At 60.1% G+C, this 20,511-nt stretch carries 17 protein-coding genes; 9 read left to right on the forward strand and 8 right to left on the reverse strand.

Annotated features, from left to right (window positions below; genetic code table 11):
- Positions 1 to 84 precede the first annotated feature (84 nt).
- Positions 85 to 993 carry a phosphoserine phosphatase SerB gene (gene serB, locus ACX80E_RS02605; RefSeq protein ID WP_459300255.1) on the reverse strand — a complete coding sequence of 303 codons (909 nt, stop codon included), beginning with the start codon at positions 991 to 993 and terminating at the stop codon, positions 85 to 87.
- Between the two features lie 94 nt (positions 994 to 1,087).
- On the opposite strand from serB, the gene ACX80E_RS02610 reads away from it, so the two are divergent.
- From ACX80E_RS02610 to ACX80E_RS02635, 6 genes are all read left to right on the forward strand, one after another.
- Positions 1,088 to 1,873, forward strand: a complete 786-nt coding sequence (locus ACX80E_RS02610) for an ABC transporter ATP-binding protein (protein ID WP_459300257.1) — start codon at positions 1,088 to 1,090, stop codon at positions 1,871 to 1,873.
- Between the two features lie 39 nt (positions 1,874 to 1,912).
- Complete coding sequence (locus tag ACX80E_RS02615; RefSeq protein WP_459300259.1) at positions 1,913 to 2,692, forward strand: sulfite exporter TauE/SafE family protein; 780 nt, start codon at positions 1,913 to 1,915, stop codon at positions 2,690 to 2,692.
- On the forward strand, positions 2,689 to 3,504 hold the full coding sequence (locus tag ACX80E_RS02620) for a TrmH family RNA methyltransferase (protein ID WP_459300261.1): 816 nt from the start codon (positions 2,689 to 2,691) through the stop codon (positions 3,502 to 3,504). Before ACX80E_RS02615 ends, ACX80E_RS02620 begins: the two co-directional genes overlap by 4 nt.
- A 12-nt stretch (positions 3,505 to 3,516) precedes the next feature.
- The gene (locus ACX80E_RS02625) at positions 3,517 to 3,978 is read left to right on the forward strand and encodes a peroxiredoxin (protein ID WP_459300263.1); all 462 of its coding nucleotides are present in this window, start codon (positions 3,517 to 3,519) and stop codon (positions 3,976 to 3,978) included.
- A gap of 95 nt (positions 3,979 to 4,073) precedes the next feature.
- On the forward strand, positions 4,074 to 4,328 hold the full coding sequence (locus tag ACX80E_RS02630) for a type B 50S ribosomal protein L31 (protein WP_459300265.1): 255 nt from the start codon (positions 4,074 to 4,076) through the stop codon (positions 4,326 to 4,328).
- Between the two features lie 151 nt (positions 4,329 to 4,479).
- Entirely contained in the window at positions 4,480 to 5,541 is a 1,062-nt protein-coding gene (locus tag ACX80E_RS02635) for a lipoate--protein ligase family protein (RefSeq protein ID WP_459300267.1), read from the forward strand.
- 12 nt (positions 5,542 to 5,553) lie between these two features.
- On the opposite strand, the gene pepN is transcribed toward ACX80E_RS02635, so the two are convergent.
- The 4 genes from pepN to glgC all read right to left on the reverse strand — a co-directional run bounded on the left by pepN (position 5,554) and on the right by glgC (position 12,214).
- Positions 5,554 to 8,181: an aminopeptidase N gene (pepN, locus tag ACX80E_RS02640; RefSeq protein WP_459300269.1), complete on the reverse strand. Its 2,628-nt coding sequence runs from the start codon at positions 8,179 to 8,181 to the stop codon at positions 5,554 to 5,556.
- 54 nt (positions 8,182 to 8,235) lie between these two features.
- Entirely contained in the window at positions 8,236 to 9,282 is a 1,047-nt protein-coding gene (locus ACX80E_RS02645) for a YeiH family protein (RefSeq protein WP_459300374.1), read from the reverse strand.
- A 65-nt stretch (positions 9,283 to 9,347) separates the two neighbouring features.
- Positions 9,348 to 10,787, reverse strand: coding sequence for an SDR family NAD(P)-dependent oxidoreductase (locus ACX80E_RS02650; RefSeq protein WP_459300271.1), 1,440 nt, complete (start codon positions 10,785 to 10,787; stop codon positions 9,348 to 9,350).
- Positions 10,784 to 12,214, reverse strand: coding sequence for a glucose-1-phosphate adenylyltransferase (gene glgC / locus ACX80E_RS02655; RefSeq protein ID WP_459300273.1), 1,431 nt, complete (start codon positions 12,212 to 12,214; stop codon positions 10,784 to 10,786). The genes ACX80E_RS02650 and glgC overlap by 4 nt, the downstream gene beginning before the upstream one ends.
- A gap of 104 nt (positions 12,215 to 12,318) precedes the next feature.
- On the opposite strand from glgC, the gene glgA reads away from it, so the two are divergent.
- Positions 12,319 to 13,521, forward strand: coding sequence for a glycogen synthase (gene glgA / locus ACX80E_RS02660; protein ID WP_459300275.1), 1,203 nt, complete (start codon positions 12,319 to 12,321; stop codon positions 13,519 to 13,521).
- 1 nt (position 13,522) lies between these two features.
- Here glgA and ACX80E_RS02665 read toward each other — a convergent pair whose 3' ends face one another.
- Positions 13,523 to 15,592, reverse strand: coding sequence for an HNH endonuclease signature motif containing protein (locus ACX80E_RS02665; RefSeq protein WP_459300277.1), 2,070 nt, complete (start codon positions 15,590 to 15,592; stop codon positions 13,523 to 13,525).
- 423 nt (positions 15,593 to 16,015) lie between these two features.
- Between ACX80E_RS02665 and ACX80E_RS02670 the strand changes: the two genes are divergently transcribed.
- Positions 16,016 to 16,648 (forward strand): DUF6318 family protein, encoded by a 633-nt coding sequence (locus tag ACX80E_RS02670; RefSeq protein ID WP_459300376.1) that lies wholly within the window; start codon positions 16,016 to 16,018, stop codon positions 16,646 to 16,648.
- A 281-nt stretch (positions 16,649 to 16,929) separates the two neighbouring features.
- Positions 16,930 to 17,556 carry a PKD domain-containing protein gene (locus tag ACX80E_RS02675; RefSeq protein WP_459300279.1) on the forward strand — a complete coding sequence of 209 codons (627 nt, stop codon included), beginning with the start codon at positions 16,930 to 16,932 and terminating at the stop codon, positions 17,554 to 17,556.
- A 73-nt stretch (positions 17,557 to 17,629) separates the two neighbouring features.
- On the opposite strand, the gene ACX80E_RS02680 is transcribed toward ACX80E_RS02675, so the two are convergent.
- Together ACX80E_RS02680 and ACX80E_RS02685 are read right to left on the reverse strand one after the other, a co-directional pair.
- On the reverse strand, positions 17,630 to 19,705 hold the full coding sequence (locus tag ACX80E_RS02680; RefSeq protein ID WP_459300281.1) for an acyl-CoA dehydrogenase family protein: 2,076 nt from the start codon (positions 19,703 to 19,705) through the stop codon (positions 17,630 to 17,632).
- Positions 19,702 to 20,457, reverse strand: a complete 756-nt coding sequence (locus tag ACX80E_RS02685; RefSeq protein ID WP_459300283.1) for a TetR/AcrR family transcriptional regulator — start codon at positions 20,455 to 20,457, stop codon at positions 19,702 to 19,704. Before ACX80E_RS02685 ends, ACX80E_RS02680 begins: the two co-directional genes overlap by 4 nt.
- Positions 20,458 to 20,511 lie beyond the last annotated feature (54 nt).

Below are 20,511 nucleotides of genomic sequence, written 5' to 3' on the forward strand. Positions count from 1 at the left end.
TGTAAAGGCAAAAGAATCAGGCCTGCTGAACTGCTCCAACGCAGTTCACCAGGCCTGATTTTTTGTTGCCCGAATACCCGCGCCTTAGATGTTGGCCAACGCCAACGCCACATCGAGGTTGGGAAGATTGATCTGCGCGTCAGCCGCCGCACGCACGGCCGGTTTGGCGTTAAAAGCAACGCCAAGGGCAGCCGCCGCCATCATGTCAAGGTCGTTGGCGCCGTCGCCAATGGCCATGGTTGCATCCTGCCCAATGCCGGCCTCCCCGCTCCAGGCGCGCAACTGCACGGCCTTGGTGGCGCGGTCCACCACGGCGCCAACGACCTTGCCTGTCAGGTGCCCGTCAACAATTTCCAGATCGTTCGCCAAAGTGTAGTCCAGGCCCAAACGCTGCGCCAGGGGGGTCAGGATTTGTGAGAACCCGCCGGAAACGGCTGCCACCACATGCCCGGCCGCCTTTGCTTGGGCCACGAGCCGTTCGGCACCCACTGAGAGCATGATCTTGGCCCCAACGTCCGCCAAAACGCTCTCCGGGAGCCCGGCCAGCGTGGCCACCCGGTGGTGCAGGCTTTCGGCGAAGTCTAACTCCCCGCGCATGGCCGCCTCCGTGACCTTCGTCACTTCTTCCTCGGTGCCGGCGTGGGCTGCCAGCAGCTCAATGACTTCTTGCTGAATGAGTGTCGAATCAACATCCAGGATGATGAACTTGCGGGCCGCGTTCCGCAATGAATTGGGCACCACGGCCGTGCTCACCTTGCCTGGGCCGGCCACTGAGAGAGCCGCGCGCAAGGCACTGAGGCGCTCACGCGCCGATTCGACGGCGTTTTCCTGCCCGCATGAGAGCTCGAAGCTGGTGGCCTCAAAGCCCGGGTGGCTCTCGCTGTGTTCAGAAACCACTGTGCAACCGTGGTCGGCCAGGATTGCGCGGACGCTAGCCAGGGCTTCGGGAGAGAGGATTTGACCATAGCTGACTGCGGTATAGGTGGAGGGCATGAATGCATTCTAGCGAAATAGCCTCACCACACGCACAAAAGTCTGGACGCGCTGGTTAACGTTGGCCGCCCTTAGTGTCATAGGCTCCTTGTCTATGAGTGAAGTTTTGGGTTTGGCCGGTGTCAGCGTGGTCCGCGGCACTAAAACACTGTTGGACGACGTCGACTGGCGTGTAGCTGAAGGCGAACGTTGGGTGATTCTTGGCCCCAATGGTGCTGGCAAGAGCACCTTGTTGCAGATTGCCGGCGCCCGCATGCACCCCACGCGCGGTGTGGCGGGGATTCTGGATGAGGTGTTGGGCGCCGTTGACGTCTTTGAGCTGCGTCCTCGCATTGGTTTGGCCTCCGCGAACCTGGCCAGCCAGATCCCTGAGCATGAAAAAGTGCTCAACGTTGTGGTGACAGCCTCCTACGGCGTCACCGGACGCTGGCGTGAAGCTTACGACCGCGACGACGAACGCCGCGCGTTTGGCTTGTTGGAGGAGTGGGGCGTTTCCACGTTCTTCAACCGGACGTTCGCCTCGCTGAGCGAGGGCGAACGTAAGCGCGTGCAGATCGCCCGCGCCCTGATGAGCGACCCCGAACTGCTGCTGCTCGATGAGCCAGGCGCTGGTTTGGACCTGGCCGGGCGCGAGGGCCTGGTCCGCCGCCTCAGCGAATTGGCTGCCGACCCGATGGCTCCGAGCACAGTTCTGGTGACACACCACTTGGAAGAAGTGCCCCCGGGTTTCACCCACGCACTATTGCTGCGCGACGGCGGCGTTGTGGCGTCAGGACCCATCACCGAGGTCCTGACGGAAGAAAACCTCAGCGTCACCTTCGGGCTGCCGCTGAGCGTGACAAGCAACGCCGGGCGGTACACCGCAACGGCACGCCACTAGTCCGGCGTCGTTCTTGGATAGGCAGTGGGGCCAGGCTAAATGAACGCGCTCGAATCATTCTTCGTCCTGATGGGCGGGCTGTGGGCTGGCACCATCAACACTGTTGTGGGTTCCGGGACCCTGGTCACCTTTCCCATTCTGATTGCCTTGGGAATCACCCCCATCATGGCTGTTGTCAGCAACGCCATGGGCTTGATCGCCGGGGGAGTGTCCGGGGTCTGGGGCTACCGCAGCGAGCTGCGGGGCATGCAACACAATCTGCGCCGGCTCCTGCCCGCTTCCTTGCTGGGTGGCGTCACCGGCGCGTATTTGTTGCTGCACCTCCCCGAACGGGTTTTCCTGGTGGTGGCCCCGGTGTTGATAGTTGTTGCCCTGTCGCTGGTGATTTTCCAGCCCCGTTTGCAGGCTGCCATCAAGGCCCGCCGCCAGAGTGCACCCGCGTCGCGTTCCCATGACGTGCTCATGGTGGTGCTGGTGTTCCTTGCGGGCGTGTACGGCGGCTACTTCGTGGCCGCCCAAGGGGTGCTGCTGGTGGCCATCCTTGGCATCTTCATGAGCGGCACCTTGCAAAACGCCAACGCCGTGAAGAACGTCCTGGCACTGGCGGTGAATTGCATAGCAGCCGTGTCCTATCTGCTCTTTGCCCCCGACAAGATCATTTGGGTTGTAGTTGGTCTCATTGCGGTCAGTTCGCTGGCTGGCGGGTTCCTTGGCGCGAAAATAGGTCGCCGGCTGCCACCGTTGGCACTTCGCGGCGTCATCGTGACGCTGGGTCTTGTGGCCCTGTACTTTATGGTGATGAAACTGGTAAACGCATGATCGTGCACATCGACGACGCCGCCGACCCGCGGGTTAGCGACTATTTGTCGTTGACTGATGTGCAATTGCGCAAGGTCAAGGAACCCGCTGAGGGCTTGTTCATCGCCGAAAGCCTGAAGGTGATTCGCCGCGCCTTGGCGGCAGGACACCAGCCCCGGTCGTTCTTTATGACCGAACGGTGGCTTCCCGATCTGGCCCCCGTGTTGGCCGACTACGAGCACATTCCCGTGTTTGTGGGTACGGCGCAAATATTGGAAGAGATTACCGGTTTCAATCTGCACCGCGGCGCCATGGCTGCCATGCACCGCCCGGAGCCCGCCAGCATCCCGGAGCTGTTGGCTGGGGCGCGCCGCGTGGCAGTGCTGGAGGATGTGGTTGACCACACCAATATTGGCGCCGTCTTCCGTTCGGCCGCGGCGTTGGGGGTCGACGCCGTGCTCGTCACCCCGCGGTGCGCCGATCCGCTCTACCGCCGCAGCATCCGGGTCAGCATGGGCACAGTTTTTCAGGTGCCGTGGGCCAGATTGCCACAATGGCCCGAGGGTATTACGTTGCTTCGGGAAGCTGGATTTACGACGGCGGCGCTTGCCTTGGCGGACGATTCGTTGACCATCCATGAACTCGCCGCCCGCAACGATGAAAAACTAGCTCTGATCCTGGGGACGGAGGGGGATGGACTCAGCGCCGCGACCCTGGCCCGGACCGAATTCACCGTCATGATCCCCATGTTTTCAGGTGTTGACTCACTCAATGTGGCAGCAGCGAGTGCCGTTGCCTTTTTCGCGACACAAGCTAGCCACGACTCTGCCTAGTAGTGTTAAGGCATGAAGATTGGTGAGAAGGTAGCGGATTTCGAATTGCCGGATCAACATGGGACACCGCGCAGGCTCTCTGAGCTTGTCGCGGACAGGTCCGTGGTGATCTTCTTTTACCCGGTGGCTGGCAGCGGCGGTTGCACCCAGGAAGCGTGCCGTTTCCGCGACCTGGAAACAGAATTCGCAGCCGCCGGCGCGTCGATTGTGGGTATCAGCACGGATTCGACGGCAAAACAGCTGGCCTTCGCCACGGCAAACGATTTCAGCTACCCTCTGCTCAGTGACAGAAGGGGTGAGGTGGCAGATCAGTTTGGTGTCCGGCGTCGTCTGCTGGCAAGAACCTTGCCCACCAAACGGGCCACGTTCATTGTAGACTCCGACATGATTTTGCGTTTCCAGGTGGCCAGTGAGACCAATATGGATGTCCATGCCAACCGCGCCCTGGAGGAGTTGGCTGTGCGGGCTTGGTGATTTGGGCCGGAACCGGTAAAGTGTCTAGCTGGTCCTTGTGACCATATCATTCATCAGTCTGGCAAAAACCAGACGATAACACTTTGAGGTTTATCGTGAAGTTGAACACCCACCCCAAGTACGAAGCAATCGTTTTCAACGACTTGGCTTCCGGCACCAAGTTCCTGACGCGCTCCACCGCGACGTCCAAGAAGACCATCGAATGGGAAGACGGCAACACGTACCCCATCATCGATGTTGAAATCTCTTCAGAGTCGCACCCGTTCTACACGGGCAAGCAGCGCATCATGGACAGCGCCGGCCGTGTTGAGCGCTTCAACGCTCGCTTCCAGGGCTTCGGCAAGAAGTAACACTTCTTACCCACAGCTTTTTCAACTGACCCGCAGTTATGGTCGAAAAAGCGCGTTTTACGCGCGATTTTCGACCATAACTGCGGGTCAGTTTTTTGGGTGCGGTTGCGGGACTTTGCACATCCAATCCACTACTGGAGATGATGGATGCATGGTTTCTCAACTTCACGGCGAATACAAGGTTCATGGCGGCAAACTAGTAGTCGTTGATTGCAGTGTGGTTGACGGACTGCTGCACGGCGTACGCGTTAGCGGGGACTTCTTTCTGGATCCCGACGAAGCACTTGATGACATCAATGCGGCGCTCACGGGGCTCTCCGCCGAACTACCGGCCGCGGCGCTCAGCGATGCCATTACGGCCGCCCTGCCGGCTGAGGCAGTGTTGTTTGGATTCTCCGCCGGGGCAGTCGCCGTGGCTGTGCGCAGGGCCCTGACCAAGGCCACCAGCTGGCTGGATCACGACTGGGACATCATTGCCCCCACAGTGTTGCCCACCGCCGTGAACGTTGCCCTGGATGAGGTCCTCACCGAAGCAGTAGGCGCTGGCCGGCGCAACCCCACCCTCCGTTTTTGGGACTGGGACGAGCCGTCGGTGGTCATTGGCAGTTTCCAGTCAGTGCGCAATGAACTGGACCCCGACGGCGTACAACGGCACGGCATCAAGGTGGTCCGGCGGATCAGCGGCGGCGGGGCCATGTTCATGGAAGCCGGGAACTGCATCACGTACTCGCTCTACCTGCCACAGAGCCTGGTGGACGGGCTCACCTTCGAAGACTCCTACAAGTTCTTGGACGACTGGGTACTGGAAGCCTTGAAAGCCACCGGCGTGCAAGCCTTCTATGTTCCGATCAATGACATAGCCACAGACCTTGGCAAGATTGGTGGCGCAGCACAAAAGCGGCTCAGCAACGGCGGCATGCTGCACCACGTCACGATGAGCTACGATATCGACGCGGATAAAATGGTCCAGGTACTGCGCATCGGCAAGGAAAAGCTCTCCGACAAGGGCACGCGCTCCGCCAAGAAGCGCGTGGACCCCCTGCGCCGGCAGAGCGGGATGAGCCGGCAAGAAATCCTCGAGGTCATGACGGGCGTTTTCACGCAGCGCTATGGCGCCCGGCCCTCAGTTCTGAGTGCTGAAGAACTTGCAGAGGCGCAGCGTCGGGTGGAGACCAAGTTCGGCACCGCCGAATGGCTGCAAAGGATCCCCTGAGGCCACGCGCGGCTAAACTGCTTGTGCCCGCAGCGCGCGCAGCAGCTGGTCACGTTGTTCCAGCACGATGCGGCGCAGCCCGGTGGGAGCGTCGGTGTGCTGTTCCAGCCACGCATCAGTGCGTACCACCACAGGATGGTCGACGGGCTGCGTACCGGCAGCTAGTTCCTGCCGTCCGGGGTAGAGCCCACGCACAATTCTTGCCGCAATTTCCAGGCTCCGCTCCGTCCAGACCCGTTCAATGGCAGCAAAATACGGTTCCACAAACGGCTGCAGCGAGGCAGTCGAGGACATGGTGAACCCGGCAATGGTGGCGCTGAGCAACTCGTTGCTGAGTTCTGTTCCCTCAACAACCTGACGCCACAGGCGGTCCTTGTGTTCGGGATCGGGGAATGCGGCCTCGGCGGTGCAATGGGCTGCCCGGAACTCGGCAGTGGTGTTGGTGGCCAGTTCCGCATCGATTTCCGCCAGGCTCGCGGCTCCTCGGGCAGCCAAAGACTGCCACAGCTGCCAGCGCAGATTGCCATCCATGCTCAAGCCGGCCGGGACCTTCACGCCGTTCAACAAATCTCTAAGGTGCGCCACAACGGCGTCACTGCCGCGTCCCACAACACCCAGTGCCCGCGCCCAGACCAGCTGCTCATCACTGCCGGGACGTGCAGCGTCAAGGTGATCCGAAACGCCAGCCACCAAGAGTTCCATGGCGCCTGCATGACGTTCCGGGGACGTGTAGTGAGCCAGGGCGTGGCAAGCATTGTCCACCAGGGTCTGCAAAATGCTGATGTCCGATTCATGGCCGCTTTGCTCAACCGCTGCCCGAATATAGCTGGTGGCCGGAAGGAGAGCGTCACGAGTCGTATTCCACAGCGCAGACCACACCAGGCTGCGGGCCAGCGGATCGCTGACCGACCCGGCGGAGGCCAGTGCGGTGGTGAGGGATCCGGCGTCGAACCTGACCTTGGCGTAGCTGAGGTCTTGGTCATTGAGCAAGATCAGGGCCGGGGCGGGCAGCCCGACGGCGGCACCGACCTCCGTCACCTCGCCCACCACATCGAGGGTAAACGAATGCCCGCGGGCCAAGGTCCCGCCGTCATCGTAGAAGAAGCCGACGGCCAGCCTGTGTGGACGCAGGACACTGTGCCCGGTCACTGGGTCCACGGCCTGCTGCGCAATGGTGAAGGAGGTGACCTTGCCCTGGTCGGTCGCCACGAGTGGCGTCAGCGTCGACATGCCGGAGGTTTGCAGCCACTGCCCGGCCCAGGAGCTCAGATCCCGGCCCGAGGCAGCGCTCAGGGGCCGCAGCAGATCCTGCAGCGAGGTGTTGGAGTACGCATGGGTGAGGAAGTACTCGCGTGCGCCGGCGATGAACGCGTCCTGACCAACATAGGCCACCAGTTGCTTCAGGACAGATGCGCCCTTGGCGTAGGTGATGCCGTCAAAGTTTGCCTTGGCAGCTTCCACATCGGGGATGTCCGCCGCTATGGGGTGAGTGGTGGGGAGCTGGTCCTGCGCATAGGCCCACGACTTCCGACGGCTGGCGAACAGGATCCACGACTTCGGCCCCCACGCTGTGGCGTCGGCGACGGCCAAGTGGCCCATGAAGTCAGCCAAGGATTCCTTCAGCCACAGATCATCCCACCAGCTCATGGTGACAAGATCCCCAAACCACATATGCGCCATCTCGTGCATGATGGTGTTGGCCCGCTGTTGATAGGCGGTGTCCGTGGCGCGGGATGAGTGCAGATACGTTTCGGTGAACGTCACCAGGCCAGGATTCTCCATGGCGCCAAGATTGTATTCCGGCACGAAGGCCTGATCGTACTTGCCGAAGGGGTAGGGGTAGTCAAAGAGTTCGTTGAAGTACTTCAGCCCCGCCTTGGTGACCAAAAAAATCTCTGCTGCATCAAAGTGTGGGGCAAGGGAGGCCCGGCAATATGCTGCCAGCGGGATGTCCAATTGCTGCCCCGCATGGGTGCTCTCCGGCCCGAAAACCATCGAGAAGTGATCCTCCGCCTTGAAATACGGACCCGCCAGCACAGTGGTGATGTAGGTGGAGATGGGCACCGTTGGCGCAAAGTCCCAGCGGCTGGTGAGCGTGGCACCTGCACTGTTGACGCCCAGCTGCTCCTGGTTCACAACGCTCTGGTTGGAGGCCACCTGCCACGCCGTGGGTGCAACAACGTGAAACGTGAAGGGCGCTTTTAGATCTGGTTGCTCAAAGTTGGCAAAGACCCTGCGGGCGTCGGCCGGTTCAAACTGCGTGTACGTATAAACCTGCCCGTCGGCTGGATCGACAAAACGGTGCAGCCCCTCCCCGCTCGTGGAGTACGCTGCCACCGCGTCGACGGTGACTTCATTTTCGGGAGCCAAGCGCGGCAGCTGAATCCGGGCGCCGTCAACGACTTCCTCAAGGTCTAAACTCTCGCCATTGAGGGTCACAGACTTCACCTCCAGACCCAGGAAGTCCAGGAAGGTGCCGTTGGGGCCGCTGGCTGCAAAGGTGATAGTGCTGCGGGTGGGGAACCCCCGCACGCTCAGGTCTTGCACCTGGCTCAGGTCAAGGTGCACATCGTAGCGATGGACGTTTAGCTGTGACTTACGGGCGGCCGCTTCGCTGCGTCCTAAATTGGAGTTCAACACCTTGCCATTCAATCATGCGATCGCCGTCACGGTGCCCTCAGCAGGGTGCTGTTCTCAAACTGCCATGAGGTGAACGGCCCCAAACGCCAAGGTGCCAATGAGAACCCATGCGCACAAGGCCATGACGGTGGCACGCAGACCCGTGTCCAACAATTCACTCACCCGCACGCTGGAACCCAGGCCAAAGAGCGCCGCGCCAAGTGCTATGTCTTGGGCCAGGGCGCCGGCTTCGATCACCTCATGAGACAACCACCCGGTGGAGCGCAGCCCTGCCATGAGCAGGAAGCCGATGACAAAAAGCGGCACAATCGGCGGGAACCGCGGGGCCACCATCGCCTGCCCATTCTGAAGGCTCTGAGCCTGCTGGGCGGCCAAGGCGCGTGTGTGGCGTTTGCGTTCCAGCACGCCAGCCACCCCCACAATTGGCGCCAGCAGAATCACGCGCGTCAATTTGATGACGACGGCAGCGCTCAGGGCAACGGCGCCGGCCGTCTGGGCTGTCGCCACAACCTGGCCGACGTCGTGAACACCCGCACCCACCCACTGGCCAAACTGCAAGGCATCGAGTCCCAGCGGGCCCATCAGCAGCGGCAAAACCCCGATGGCCAGCGTGCCGCACAGTGTCACAAGTGCCACGGGCAACACCGTGTCTTCGTGCCTGGTGCACTTGACCGCGGCCATGGCCCCAATGGCGGAGGCGCCACAGATGGAGAAGCCTGTGGCAATCAGCAGCGGCGCATCGCCGTCGAGCCTGAAGAGTTTCCCCAAGGCAAACGTGCCGGCAAAACTGAGCAGGACGACGCACGCCACCAGCAGGACACTGAACCAGCCAAGGTTCACAATGTCGCCGAGGCTGAGCTTGAGCCCCAGAAAGATGATGCCCACGCGCATGAGGTGTTTGCCCGCAAAATTCAGGCCCGCGCGCCACGGTCCTTGGCAAAGGCTTGATGTCCCCGGAATGTTGACTGCCGCAATTCCCAGGACGACGGCGATGGTCATGGCGGGCAGCATCGGCACAAAGGCGTGAACCAGCAAGGAGACGCCCACCGCTAAGAGGGCCACGGCCAACCCGGGGGAGAGCTTGCGGATGGCTGACAGCAAGCCACCTACGCCTGGGTCGTCGCCCTCTTCACGTGCGTTGTTGCTACCAGCGTCTTCGCCGCCATCTACCACGGACTCGGCTTGTAATCTTTGAGGAATACCCCGTACTGGTCCTCACCGGATTCGCCCATCACGATCGGATCGTAAACTCGGGCGGCGCCGTCCACCAAGTCCAGCGGCGCATGGAATCCTTCCTCGGCCAAGCGCACCTTGGTGAAGTGCGGGCGTTCGTCAGTGATCCAGCCAGTGTCCACAGCCGTCATTAGAATGCTGTCTGAATCCAACATTTCCTTGGCGCTGGTGCGGGTGAGCATGTTCAGGGCCGCCTTGGCCATGTTGGTGTGCGGATGCCCGGGGCCCTTGTACGCGCGGGAAAACTGGCCCTCCATGGCGGAGACGTTCACAATGTACTTGCGGTGGGCCGTGGAGGCCTTCATGGCCGGGCGAAGCCTCGAGACCAGCAAGAACGGCGCAGTTACGTTGCAGAGCTGCACCTCCAGCATTTCGAGGGGATCCACCTGATCGACCACCTGCGTCCAGCTGTTCATCGTGGCCACATCCGGGACTAGGCCGCCGGCGTCGATGGCGGTGCCTGCCGCAATGCGGTCCAACGACGCCGAACCCATGGACAGCGCCAGCGCAGCAATCTCGTCACCGGCAAGCTGCGGGTGCTCCATCATTTGGGTGGCCAACGCCAGCGGGTGCTTGTCATGGGCGTGGCCGAACGTGACCAGCTCAGGCATGGGGGTGTCGGTGGGTAGATCTTCAAGTTCGGCGTCCACCAACGGCTTGTACGCGTTCCCGGAGCGGCGCACAGTCTGGGCAGCATTGTTGATGATGATGTCCAGCGGACCTGCCTCGTTGAGGGAGTCTGTCAACGCCACCACTTGGGTGGGGTCGCGGAGGTCGATGCCCACAATGCGCAGACGGTGGATCCATTCGCCGCTGTCCTCCATCGCGGAGAATCGACGCGCGGCATCCTTGGGGAATCGAGTGGTGATGGTGGTGTGGGCGCCGTCGCGAAGCAGTCGCAACGCAATGTACATGCCGATCTTCGCCCGGCCACCTGTCAGCAGCGCGCTTTTGCCAGCCAAGTCTGTGCGGGCATCACGCTTTGAATGGTTGAAGGCCGCACATTCTGGACAGAGCTGGTGATAGAAAGCGTCAACCTGCGTGTAGGGCTGCTTGCAGATGTAGCAGGGGCGGGGACGCAAGAGCGTCCCCGCCGTATTGCCAGTGGTAGAAGCCTTGAGCTTGTTACCGCGAGTCTCATCATCTATGCGGTCTGGCGCCGCAGTGGCAGTCTTTGCAAGAACCGCCTTGTCGGCGTCGTTGACGGCGTCACGCTTTACCGTGCGACGGTACCGTTTGACTGCCTTGAACATCTTTCCGGTGGCTCGGCGAACCAAGACATAGTCGGGATGTTCTTCGTCATAGACGTGGATGTTCTCCAAAACTCTAAGACAATTCTGGATTTCTTCGGGTGTTAAGTCTGGGGCAGTCACCCCATAATTTTAGCCTCTTGTACCGAGGTCACCGACCCAATCGCATCGACCTGGTTTTTGACCACCAGATCCACGGTTTCCTGGGATACCAAGTCGTGACCCACAGCCAGTGCAAGTGCTTCAGGTATTTCGGCTGCGGCAGCTAGGGCAAGAGCCCGTTCAGCCTCATCCGGTGCTGGCACCAGCTGGCCCTTGCTCAATACTGTGAGACCAGAATCGGTGATGACGAAGCCCCGTGCCTTGTCCAATTCGGGGTCCACGCCGATGGTAGCTCCGGCCGGGATCTTGACGTTCTTGTCAATGATGGCCCGGCGTACGACGGCGCCCGAACCCACAATGACTTTGTCCATCAACACTGAGTCTTGGACGCGGGCTCCAGGGCCAACAAAAACATCATTGGACAACACCGAGTTTTCTACCACGCCACCGGTGACCACGACGCCCGGAGCCACAATGGAATCCAAAGCGGTTCCTACCGAATTGCGCTCGCCCCGAACAAACTTGGCGGGCGGGGAAACGGTACTGCGTGTGTAGATTGGCCAGGCACGGTTGTACAAGTTGAAGATGGGCAGCGGGGAGATCAGGTCCATGTGTGCGTCATAGTAGGAGTCAATGGTTCCCACATCACGCCAGTAGTTCCTGTCCCGGTCCGTGGCATCTGGAATGTCATTGGTGGAGAAGTCATAAACAAAGGCTTCGTCACGGTCCACAAAGTAGGGGATGATATCCCCGCCCATGTCATTCTTGGTGTCCTTCTTGGCGGCATCCTGTTCCAGGGCCTCAATGAGGGCATCGGCGTCGAAAACGTAGTTGCCCATCGAGGCAAGGAACTGATCGGGCGTATCCGGAAGGCCCGGCGTGGACTCCGGCTTCTCCACAAAGGCGGAAATCTTGTGGGCACCGATGGCACCCGGGACTTCGGCATTGTCAATTTCAATGACGCCGAATTGATCGGCATACTCTAGGGGCTGGCGCACTGCGGCGACTGTGGCGCGGGCACCTGACTTAATATGGCTCTGAACCATCTGTTCAAAGTCCATGCGGTAAACGTGGTCTGCGCCCACCACAACAACAATGTCCGGTTCGGCGTCGCCGATGAGGTTCAAGGACTGGTAAATGGCGTTCGCACTGCCCAAGAACCAGCTCTTGCCGCGACGTTGCTGCGCTGGCACGGAGGCGACATAGTTGCCCAGTTGCGTCGCCATGCGCCAGGTTTCAGAAATATGACGATCCAAACTATGCGACTTGTACTGTGTCAATACAACAATCTTCAAATAGCCGGAATTTGCCAGGTTCGACAAGGCGAAATCAACCAAGCGAAAACCCGCAAAGGGTACGGCTGGCTTGGCGCGGTCGGCTGTCAAGGGCATCAACCTCTTCCCCTCACCGCCTGCCAAAACGATCGCAAGAACCTTCTTAACTGACATGATCCAACCTCCCACAGCATCAATGGTGCACTTAACTGCTCCCCATTAGGTTCACAACAACTTCACACTAGAACAATTTCGTCCGCACCGACTACCTTGAGTATGTGCGTATAGATATTGTGACAAAAGAGTTTCCGCCCGAAATATACGGAGGGGCTGGTGTGCACGTTGCCGAACTCAGCCGCGTTCTCGCAGAAAAGGTGGATCTTCGTGTTCATGCTTTTGGCAAAGAACGCGACGCTGACTTCCACGGTGCAACCGTTACCTCCTATTCAGACTTGCCAGAACTAGCCGGCGCCAACGCAACTATTCAGACTTTGGGCGTTGATTTGCAGGTAATTCCTGCAATCGCCGGTTCGGATCTGGTGCACTCGCATACCTGGTACGCCAACATGGCCGGTCACATTGCGGCCCTGCTGCACGGCATTCCGCACGTCCTGAGCGCCCACAGTTTGGAGCCGTTGCGGCCGTGGAAGGCCGAGCAGTTGGGTGGCGGTTACGCCGTTTCGTCGTGGGTCGAAAAGACGGCATATGAAGCGGCCGCGGCAATCATTGCCGTCTCCGAGGGTATGCGCCAGGACATCCTGCGCAGCTACCCCGAGGTGGACCCCGCCAAGGTGAAGGTCATTCACAATGGCATTGACGTGGCCACCTGGCAGCGTGATGAGAAGGACGACGTCGTCCGTTCCCTTGGCATTGATCCGAACCGCCCCAGCGTTGTCTGGGTTGGACGGGTTACTCGCCAGAAGGGAGTCCCGTACCTGTTGAAGGCTGCGGCCGCCTTGCCTCCGGACGTCCAGCTGGTGCTGTGCGCTGGCGCCGCGGATACGCCGGCACTTGGGGCCGAGGTCAACGCCCTTATTGAAGGCCTGAAGGCTCAACGTGATGGTGTCATCGTCATCGAGCGGATGTTGCCCCGCGCTGAGCTGGCTCAGGTCCTCAGTCATGCAACCGTCTTTGCCTGCCCCTCCATCTATGAGCCTCTGGGGATCGTGAATCTGGAAGCCATGGCGTGCGGTGCCGCTGTTGTTGCCAGCGCCACCGGTGGAATTCCCGAAGTTGTTGCCCACGGCGAGACCGGATTGCTGGTTCCGCTGGAGCAGGTCAGCGACGGGACAGGTACCCCGTTGGATGCTGAGAAGTTCATTGCTGACTTTGCGGCGGCCATGATTGAAGTGGTCAACGACCCCGCCCGAGCCCGTGCCATGGGGGAGAAGGGCCGCCAGCGCGCCCAGGATCATTTCTCCTGGGACTCGATTGTGGAACAAACGCTCGATGTCTACCGGAGCGTTCTTCCACAGAAGTAGCTCAACCGCTGACATCAGAGGTCCGTTTCTGTGTCTGTTCCTGTTTTTGTTTTGGTGAGGGCCCCGATCCATTGCTCGGGGCCTTCGCTGCGTCCGGGATCGGCGCATTCACCGTGTTCTCGCTACTATTCCGGCTGCTCGGGGCAGTCGCAGTTTGTGATTTCGGGCCATTCATGGACTGCGTGGGGATGAGCCCGTGATGGAAGTTGTTGCGGCGCGGGGTCTGGCTGGGGTCGATGAGATATGGCGCCGTGAAGTAGGGGGTACCGTTCTTGAGCGTCACTGTCCACGCGCTGCGGTGCAGGAGTGCATGATGGTAGCTGCAGAGCAAGGCCGCATTGTCGATGTTGGTTTCGCCCCCGTTTTGCCAGGGGATGATGTGGTGGGCTTCGGTCCAGTGGGCCGGGATGGTGCAGTCAGGGAACGAGCAGCCAAGGTCTCGTGCGAAGAGTATTTTCCGCTGGGCCGAGGTGAAGAGTCGTTGGGTGCGGCCTACGTTGAGGATGTTTTGTCCTTCGCCTAGGTAGAGGTGAGTGACGTCGGGATCGCAGAGTGATTGCTCGAACAGATGCAAGGGTACTGGGCCGCTGTAGGGCGTGAACGCAGTTCCGGTACCGTCACGACGGTTGATGTCTTCCTCGCTTGTTGTGATGATCAGTTGTGTCTTCAGCCCACCGTTAAGTGGCAGTTTCCCGCTCCGTGCGGCAAGTTTCACACAGTCAATGAGCCCATCGAGCAACTTCTGTGCGCGGGTGCGATGATCCTTGACCGCCGGGTCGGAGCTTTCCGGGTCAATGGGGTCCAGTCCTTCCAACTCCTCCCACGTGCCAGGGTGGGGAACTTGCACCCCGTCAACTATCCATGGGTCCTCCTCGTGGTCTACGTCGCCGAGTCCACCGCTTTCATAGCCGCTATCGTTCTCCGCGGATGGGTCCTGCCGGTCAGTTTCTGGAGCCGTTTCGTTTGACGGTGCTGTCGACTGTGAGCGTTCCGGTGGTTTCTGCTGCCCGGTGGACTCCTGTGGTTCATTCGGTACTCCGTGCTGCCCTGATGGTGATGGTGATGGTGATGTGGACGGTTGGGGTGCGGACTCAAAAAACGCCATAATCCCGCTCAACTGCTCATAAACAGCATCCTGCCCCGCATCGGGATCGTCTGCCTGCAGCGACTCGTGGTTCCGTTCATCGGTGGGATTGATGATCCCGTGCTTGTTCGGGTTGGTAGCGGTTCCTATGGCGGCCATGAGGTGCTCGTATTGCTCGATGCTCAAATGACCGTCGAAGTGAATCAGCCCACGACGTGGGCTACGGAAGAACAAACCTTGTTTTGAGATCAGGTCCCCTTCAGTGGGCTTTTGTCCGTCGGGATCCAGATGCGCCATGATGCGATTGCCAGCGTGCCGTAGAAAGTCGGGGTCCGCTTCGCGCCCTGTGGCGACCAGACTGCTTTGAACCTCAAGCGAACGCTCATCGGTGATCAGCCCCGCCTTCGCAAGGCCCTGGGCTTCTTCAACAAAATTCGCGATCATCAGTGCGTGGTCTGCGGAGAGCTCCGCCTTGAAAAACGCTTTGCCCACCACTGGCTGCAGCGCTGGGGTCACCACTCCGGTGAGGTTGTCCCGAAGCGGAAGGAGCGTTTCACTCAAACGGATCCTGCGACGAGCTTCAACTGCACTGACCCTCACCGACTGCACCAACAATGCCACGGGTGAATGAAAGCCGGACTGTGAGAATCGGTCAGCTGCAACCCGTTCTGCCAATTCTCCAGTGACCTGCACAGTTAACGCCTGCTGAAATCGACCCAGGCGCTCTAGATCCCGCGCCCACTGAACACATTCGGTGTCACTCAAAGACCCGACATTCAGGCCAAAAGGTGATGGCAAGTGGCGATCGCCTCCACGACCACCAGAAGTGGAAGTGTCGTCAGCGTCAGCGTCAGGGTCAGGGGCGCTGATGGTGGCTGCTTTGATGATGGCGCTGGCAAGGTTGAGGAGTTGGTGTATGTGTTCACCAACCCGAGGTTCTCTTGCTCCTGAGGCCGAATTACCCGGCACCCTTGCCGTTGTTTCCATACATATATTCTAATGCGAGGCACTGACATTCACCGCGACGGACCGCTTCTTGTGGGTAAGTACTGAGCTGGGTCTGCCTGTGCACTAACAAACGCTGCGATCTCCACCAGACGAGGCTGATTCCCTCGCGGGTGCAGTTCGTCAGCTGGATTGTGGATAACTTCTGGCACGTCCTCCTCGAGGCGTGTACCTTAGTACCAAGCCACCGGGCAGTGACGTCAACGGCTACGTTGCCTGCCTACTCAGCACTCACAGCAGGGGCCGGCGATGAAGGACAGCCACACAGCAGCTAAAAGATCAACGCTTTGCGCAGGGCATTTGGAATCCGAGAGTAACTCTCCTAGGCTCTATGCCCCGGCCAGCCAACGTGGCACGAACCGCTTTCGGCAGGCAGCCTTCTTCTCGCGCCGCAGCCTTGTTGGCATGCTTCTTAGTGGGCTATTGGTTCTTAGTGCGTGCAGCCCATCACCGCCTGGTACCAGTGCAACCACTCCGCCCGGAAGAACTAGCGGTGCTACTGAGACCTCGGCCATCACTCCCACTAGCACAACGCCTGCACCTAGTCCTGTTGCTGCCTACAAACCGGCCACAGCAAATGGCGCGGCCCAGAACGTGCCCGTGCCCGTGCTGCCGGCGAAAGCCAAAGAGTTCAGTAAAGAAGGCCTCATCGCCTTTGCCGAGTACTGGTACTCCACCCTCGGCTATGCCTTCGAAACGGGCGACCCCGCACCCATGATGGCCATTAGCGACCCCGGATGCCGCACATGTGAGGCAATGAAGAAGACAGTTGTGCCTTGGAATTCAGAGGGGCGGTGGATTGTTGGCGGACAGATGCACGTCCTATCAGCGGTCTCATCCTTCGAGATGGTTGACGATGGTACGTTCCAAGTCATTGCCATGGTTAGGCAACAGAATGTCATGTTCTACCGCGCTGATGAGTCACTGGCTGAAGACAAAGGTGTTAAGACTTCAGTTGCTGACATTTTGGTCGGACGGTATGAAGACGGTCGCTGGACAGCAGAAACTGTCGAACACGTTTCAGGCAGTGAACCATGAGACGGAGGCGCATTCGCGATTCCTGGTTCTTCCCGGTACTCATATCCTCCGTTCTAGTCCTTTCAGTTGGACATAACGCTTCCTACGCCGCAGAAGATGATCCGCCTACGGCTGAATGGCATGATTCGGGAATCGACACTGAAAAATGGACGCCAATCCCCGGTAGCGAAAACCAGTATGGCCAGGTGCCTTCCAGCGGTCCCAGTGATCCGTACATTTATGAAGCTCGAGTCGCCTGCACCTCGGGTGACAGCATCACATTTCCAGAGTGCGCGTTGGTCATGCCACTTTGCGCAGCGACGCCCGAAGGTACAGCCGTGTACTGGTACCACGCTCTCAAGGCGCTCAGTCCACCCGTTTGGAGCTTTAGCTCCGGCCCCGAGTGCGTCTATGGCGAGAAACCTCGCGACATCCTTGCCGAAATCGCGGCCCAAATTGCCCGCGAATTCCAGCGCACACCTGTCGCGGCCGCCACGATCGGCAGCCAACCAGGACCCCACACACTGCGGGGCAAGGAAACCAACGTCTATGCCGAAGCATCGACACAAACGTTCAACCTGACAATGCTCGGCCAGAAGGTCACCATCACCGCCACACCTGTGGCCTACACCTGGAACTACGGTGACGGAACCCTTTGGGGGCCCACGCCCCACCATGGTGCACGCCTGCATGAAGACAGAATCGGTGAACAAACCCAAACAAGTCATGTCTACACGGAGACCGGCCGGCTCAGCATCGCCGTCACCACCCACTTCGACGGCACCTACACTGTCAACGGTGGACCCAATCTGCCGATCCCGGGCCAAGGCAACATCCCGTCAGCACCCCTGGCCCTGACAGTCTGGCGCGCCGAAACCCACCTCTACGCAGATAATTGCTTTGAAAACCCCAACGGTGTCGGCTGTTAGGCACAGCCAAACTCCGACGGCGGCGCCCCAGAAAAGTGGGGCGCCGCCGTCGGGCTATGAAAGGAGCAGAAGACTAAGCCTTGGACGTCAGCTTTGCCTTCTGAAGGAGCACTTTCTCATCGATGGGACCCTCGGAGCCGGCCCGCAGCGTGCGGTAGTAGTCACGGGCCTCGTCCTGACGCTCACGTTCAATCCCCGTGGCAATCGTGGCGCGCAGGTGTTCGGGGCCGTAGCCAAAAGCATCCACCAAGTCCAGGGCGTGTGGACGCAGCTTGGCCAACACGCGGTTGATGTAGGGGGACAAGGTGCGGGCCCTTTGCATGGAGATGCGGCCGTTCATCAAGTACCAGTCCAGGTGCTTCTCGATCAATGAGAGACCGAACAAGTCACGCAGACGCGTCAAGACCTTCTTGGTTCCGGCATCAGAAGTACGGGCCAAGGCATTCGTGAACGCCTCCCACTGAAGCAGTTCAGCATGGGCGCGGGCGGCTTCAATGAGTTCGTTCTGGTGATCGTTGAAAACAGCTGCCCCCTGCTCCTTGGGCAGTTTTGCGGCTTCCTTCAGTGCTGCAGCAACATCGGCCACCATGGTCTGCACCCGATCGGCCAGCATCTGGCGCTGGGTGTCCTCATCCCTGAGTGCCTTGGCGGACTTTTGCGCGGAACCTGAATCGGCAACAAACTGGGCCACTTGGCGCAGGCCTGTTTTGTGCAGCGTCAGGTCAGCTGCCTGGCCGGCGACAAAGCGAGCCAGGATACCAAAGTCAAGGTTGCGGAACTCCTTGCTGTAGTCAGCGAGCAGACGCTTGGCCACCAGTTGCAGCAATACCGTGTTGTCGCCTTCGAAGGTCACATACACATCAAGATCCGCACGCAGCGAGGTGAAGCGGTTTTCCACCATGAACCCAGCGCCGCCGCAAGCCTCACGGCATTCCTGAAGCGTGTCAAGAACATGCCAGGTGCTCAGGGACTTCAATGCGGCCGCAAGAGTTTCCAAGTCTTGGCGGTCCTCGTCCGTGTCATGCTTTCCGGAGAACACGTCGTCGAACTTGAGGAGCAGTTCTTCGTGGGCAAACGCGGCTGCATAGGTGGTGGCCAGGAGCGGCAGCAGACGTCGCTGATGGCGCTGGTAGTCCAGCAGCACCACTTCCTCAGTATCCGAGGCCGCGTTGAATTGGCGGCGTTCGGTGGCGTACTGGATAGCAATTGCCAGTGCCACCTTGGAGGCCGCCACGGCCGCCCCGTTCAAGGAGACACGGCCCTGCACCAAGGTGCCCAGCATGGTGAAGAACCGGCGGCCCGGGCTGGCGATGGGAGAGCTGTAGGTCCCGTCGGCTGCCACGTCACCATAGCGGTTGAGTAGATTCGTGCGGGGAACGCGTACGTGATCGAAGGCCAAACGGCCGTTGTCGATCCCGTTCAAGCCACCCTTGATGTTGTCATCCAGGCCCTGAATTCCGGGCAGGAACTCCATCGTGGCGGGATTGCGCAGATCTACGTAGAACGCATGCACGCCATGGTTGACGCCCTTGGTGATCAGCTGCGCAAACACCACCGCGGCCACACCGTGAACTGCCGCATTGCCCAGGAATTCCTTCCAAGCAGCCCTGAAGGGGGTGTTGATGACAAACTCGTCGGTGGCGGCGTCAAAGGTGGCGGTGGTGGCAATCGAGGCAACATCGGAACCATGCCCAATTTCGGTCATGGCGAAGCTGCCCGGGATCTCCAGGTTCATGATGCCAGGCAGCCACTTGTTCTGGTGCTCTTCGTTGCCCAGGTGCATGACGGCCGAACCAAAAAGCCCCCACTGGACCCCGCCCTTGATTTGCAGGGACGGATCGGCGATGACCAGTTCCTCAAACCCGGCAACATTGCCACCATGGTCGTCGCTTCCGCCAAGGCGGGTGGGAAAGGCCCTGTGCACTCCGTCCTGCTCAACCAGGATCCCCAGCTGCTTGAAGACCCGTTCGCGGTGCTCGGTATGGCTCAGGCCTTCAACCTTGTGAAGGTCAGGATTTCCTGCCAGTTTGCGGGCGGCCAAACGAACCTGTGCCCACTGGCCAAGCAACACTTCGCCGAGCGCTGCCACGTCAACCACGGCGCCGTCGTCGTGAGTTGCCGAAGAAGCGGGTGTCATTACATCAATCATGATTTTCCTTCTGCTGCGGTTGCTGATTGTTGTGGCGCGGCGGGGGAGATGAGCTGTCCCACGCCGTCGAAAAGCCACGCTGAAATTTGTTCTGCCATGGCGTCGGCTACTGGCTTGCCTGGACCTTCCGGGGTCTGGAGCCACAATTCGCCGGCCGTGCGGACCAATCCGATGGCCGCTGTGGGCCAATAGCCCATCAGTGGCGAGGCCGGATCGCCCACCAACAGCTGCATCGGCTCGGTGATCATGGCTGTCACTGAGTCGAAGAAGCCGCTCAATTCCCCCGACGGCCGGGTGTCGCCGTCGGTGGGTAAGGTGGCGAAGAAGTAGACGTTGGGTGAAGTCTGGGCCATCTGCAGATAGGCGATGACCATGGCCGTCACTCCCTCTCGTGGCTCGCTTGCACCCTGCCGGGCCGCGGCGATCGTGTCCTGCATCTGCCGGATCACCACAGTCCCGACGGCGTGTCGCAGCCCCGACTTGTCGCCGAAGTACCTGTAAAAAACCGATTTTGAGGTGCCGGCGTTGGCGGCAATATCCTCCATCGAAGCATCGGCGCCAAGCTGGTGAATGGCCCGGCGTGCGGCCTTAATCAACGTACGACGCCGTTCCTCACGGTGGGCATCCCACCTCGCCGAACGCCCATCAACGGTTGCGACGCTGAGGGCTTCCGTGTCGTCGGATGCGGCGCCGGTGCGGCCGGACGCTGATGAGGGCGCCAGCGCCCCAGACTCTCCTTGTAACGTGTTCACGATACTCAGCGTATCAGGTACGCTGAGTATCAGTAACGGACAGTGATCTACCAA

The sequence above is a fragment of the Arthrobacter sp. TMN-49 genome, assembly GCF_054511095.1.

Bases quoted from the DNA above. Each gene is read 5' to 3' on its own strand.
- serB (WP_459300255.1), bottom strand. From the start codon at position 993: ATGCCCTCCACCTATACCGCAGTCAGCTATGGTCAAATCCTCTCTCCC.
- ACX80E_RS02610 (WP_459300257.1), top strand. From the start codon at position 1,088: ATGAGTGAAGTTTTGGGTTTGGCCGGTGTCAGCGTGGTCCGCGGCACT.
- ACX80E_RS02615 (WP_459300259.1), top strand. From the start codon at position 1,913: ATGAACGCGCTCGAATCATTCTTCGTCCTGATGGGCGGGCTGTGGGCT.
- ACX80E_RS02620 (WP_459300261.1), top strand. From the start codon at position 2,689: ATGATCGTGCACATCGACGACGCCGCCGACCCGCGGGTTAGCGACTAT.
- ACX80E_RS02625 (WP_459300263.1), top strand. From the start codon at position 3,517: ATGAAGATTGGTGAGAAGGTAGCGGATTTCGAATTGCCGGATCAACAT.
- ACX80E_RS02635 (WP_459300267.1), top strand. From the start codon at position 4,480: ATGGTTTCTCAACTTCACGGCGAATACAAGGTTCATGGCGGCAAACTA.
- glgC (WP_459300273.1), bottom strand. From the start codon at position 12,214: ATGTCAGTTAAGAAGGTTCTTGCGATCGTTTTGGCAGGCGGTGAGGGG.
- ACX80E_RS02665 (WP_459300277.1), bottom strand. From the start codon at position 15,592: ATGGAAACAACGGCAAGGGTGCCGGGTAATTCGGCCTCAGGAGCAAGA.
- ACX80E_RS02670 (WP_459300376.1), top strand. From the start codon at position 16,016: ATGCTTCTTAGTGGGCTATTGGTTCTTAGTGCGTGCAGCCCATCACCG.
- ACX80E_RS02675 (WP_459300279.1), top strand. From the start codon at position 16,930: ATGCCACTTTGCGCAGCGACGCCCGAAGGTACAGCCGTGTACTGGTAC.
- ACX80E_RS02680 (WP_459300281.1), bottom strand. From the start codon at position 19,705: ATGATTGATGTAATGACACCCGCTTCTTCGGCAACTCACGACGACGGC.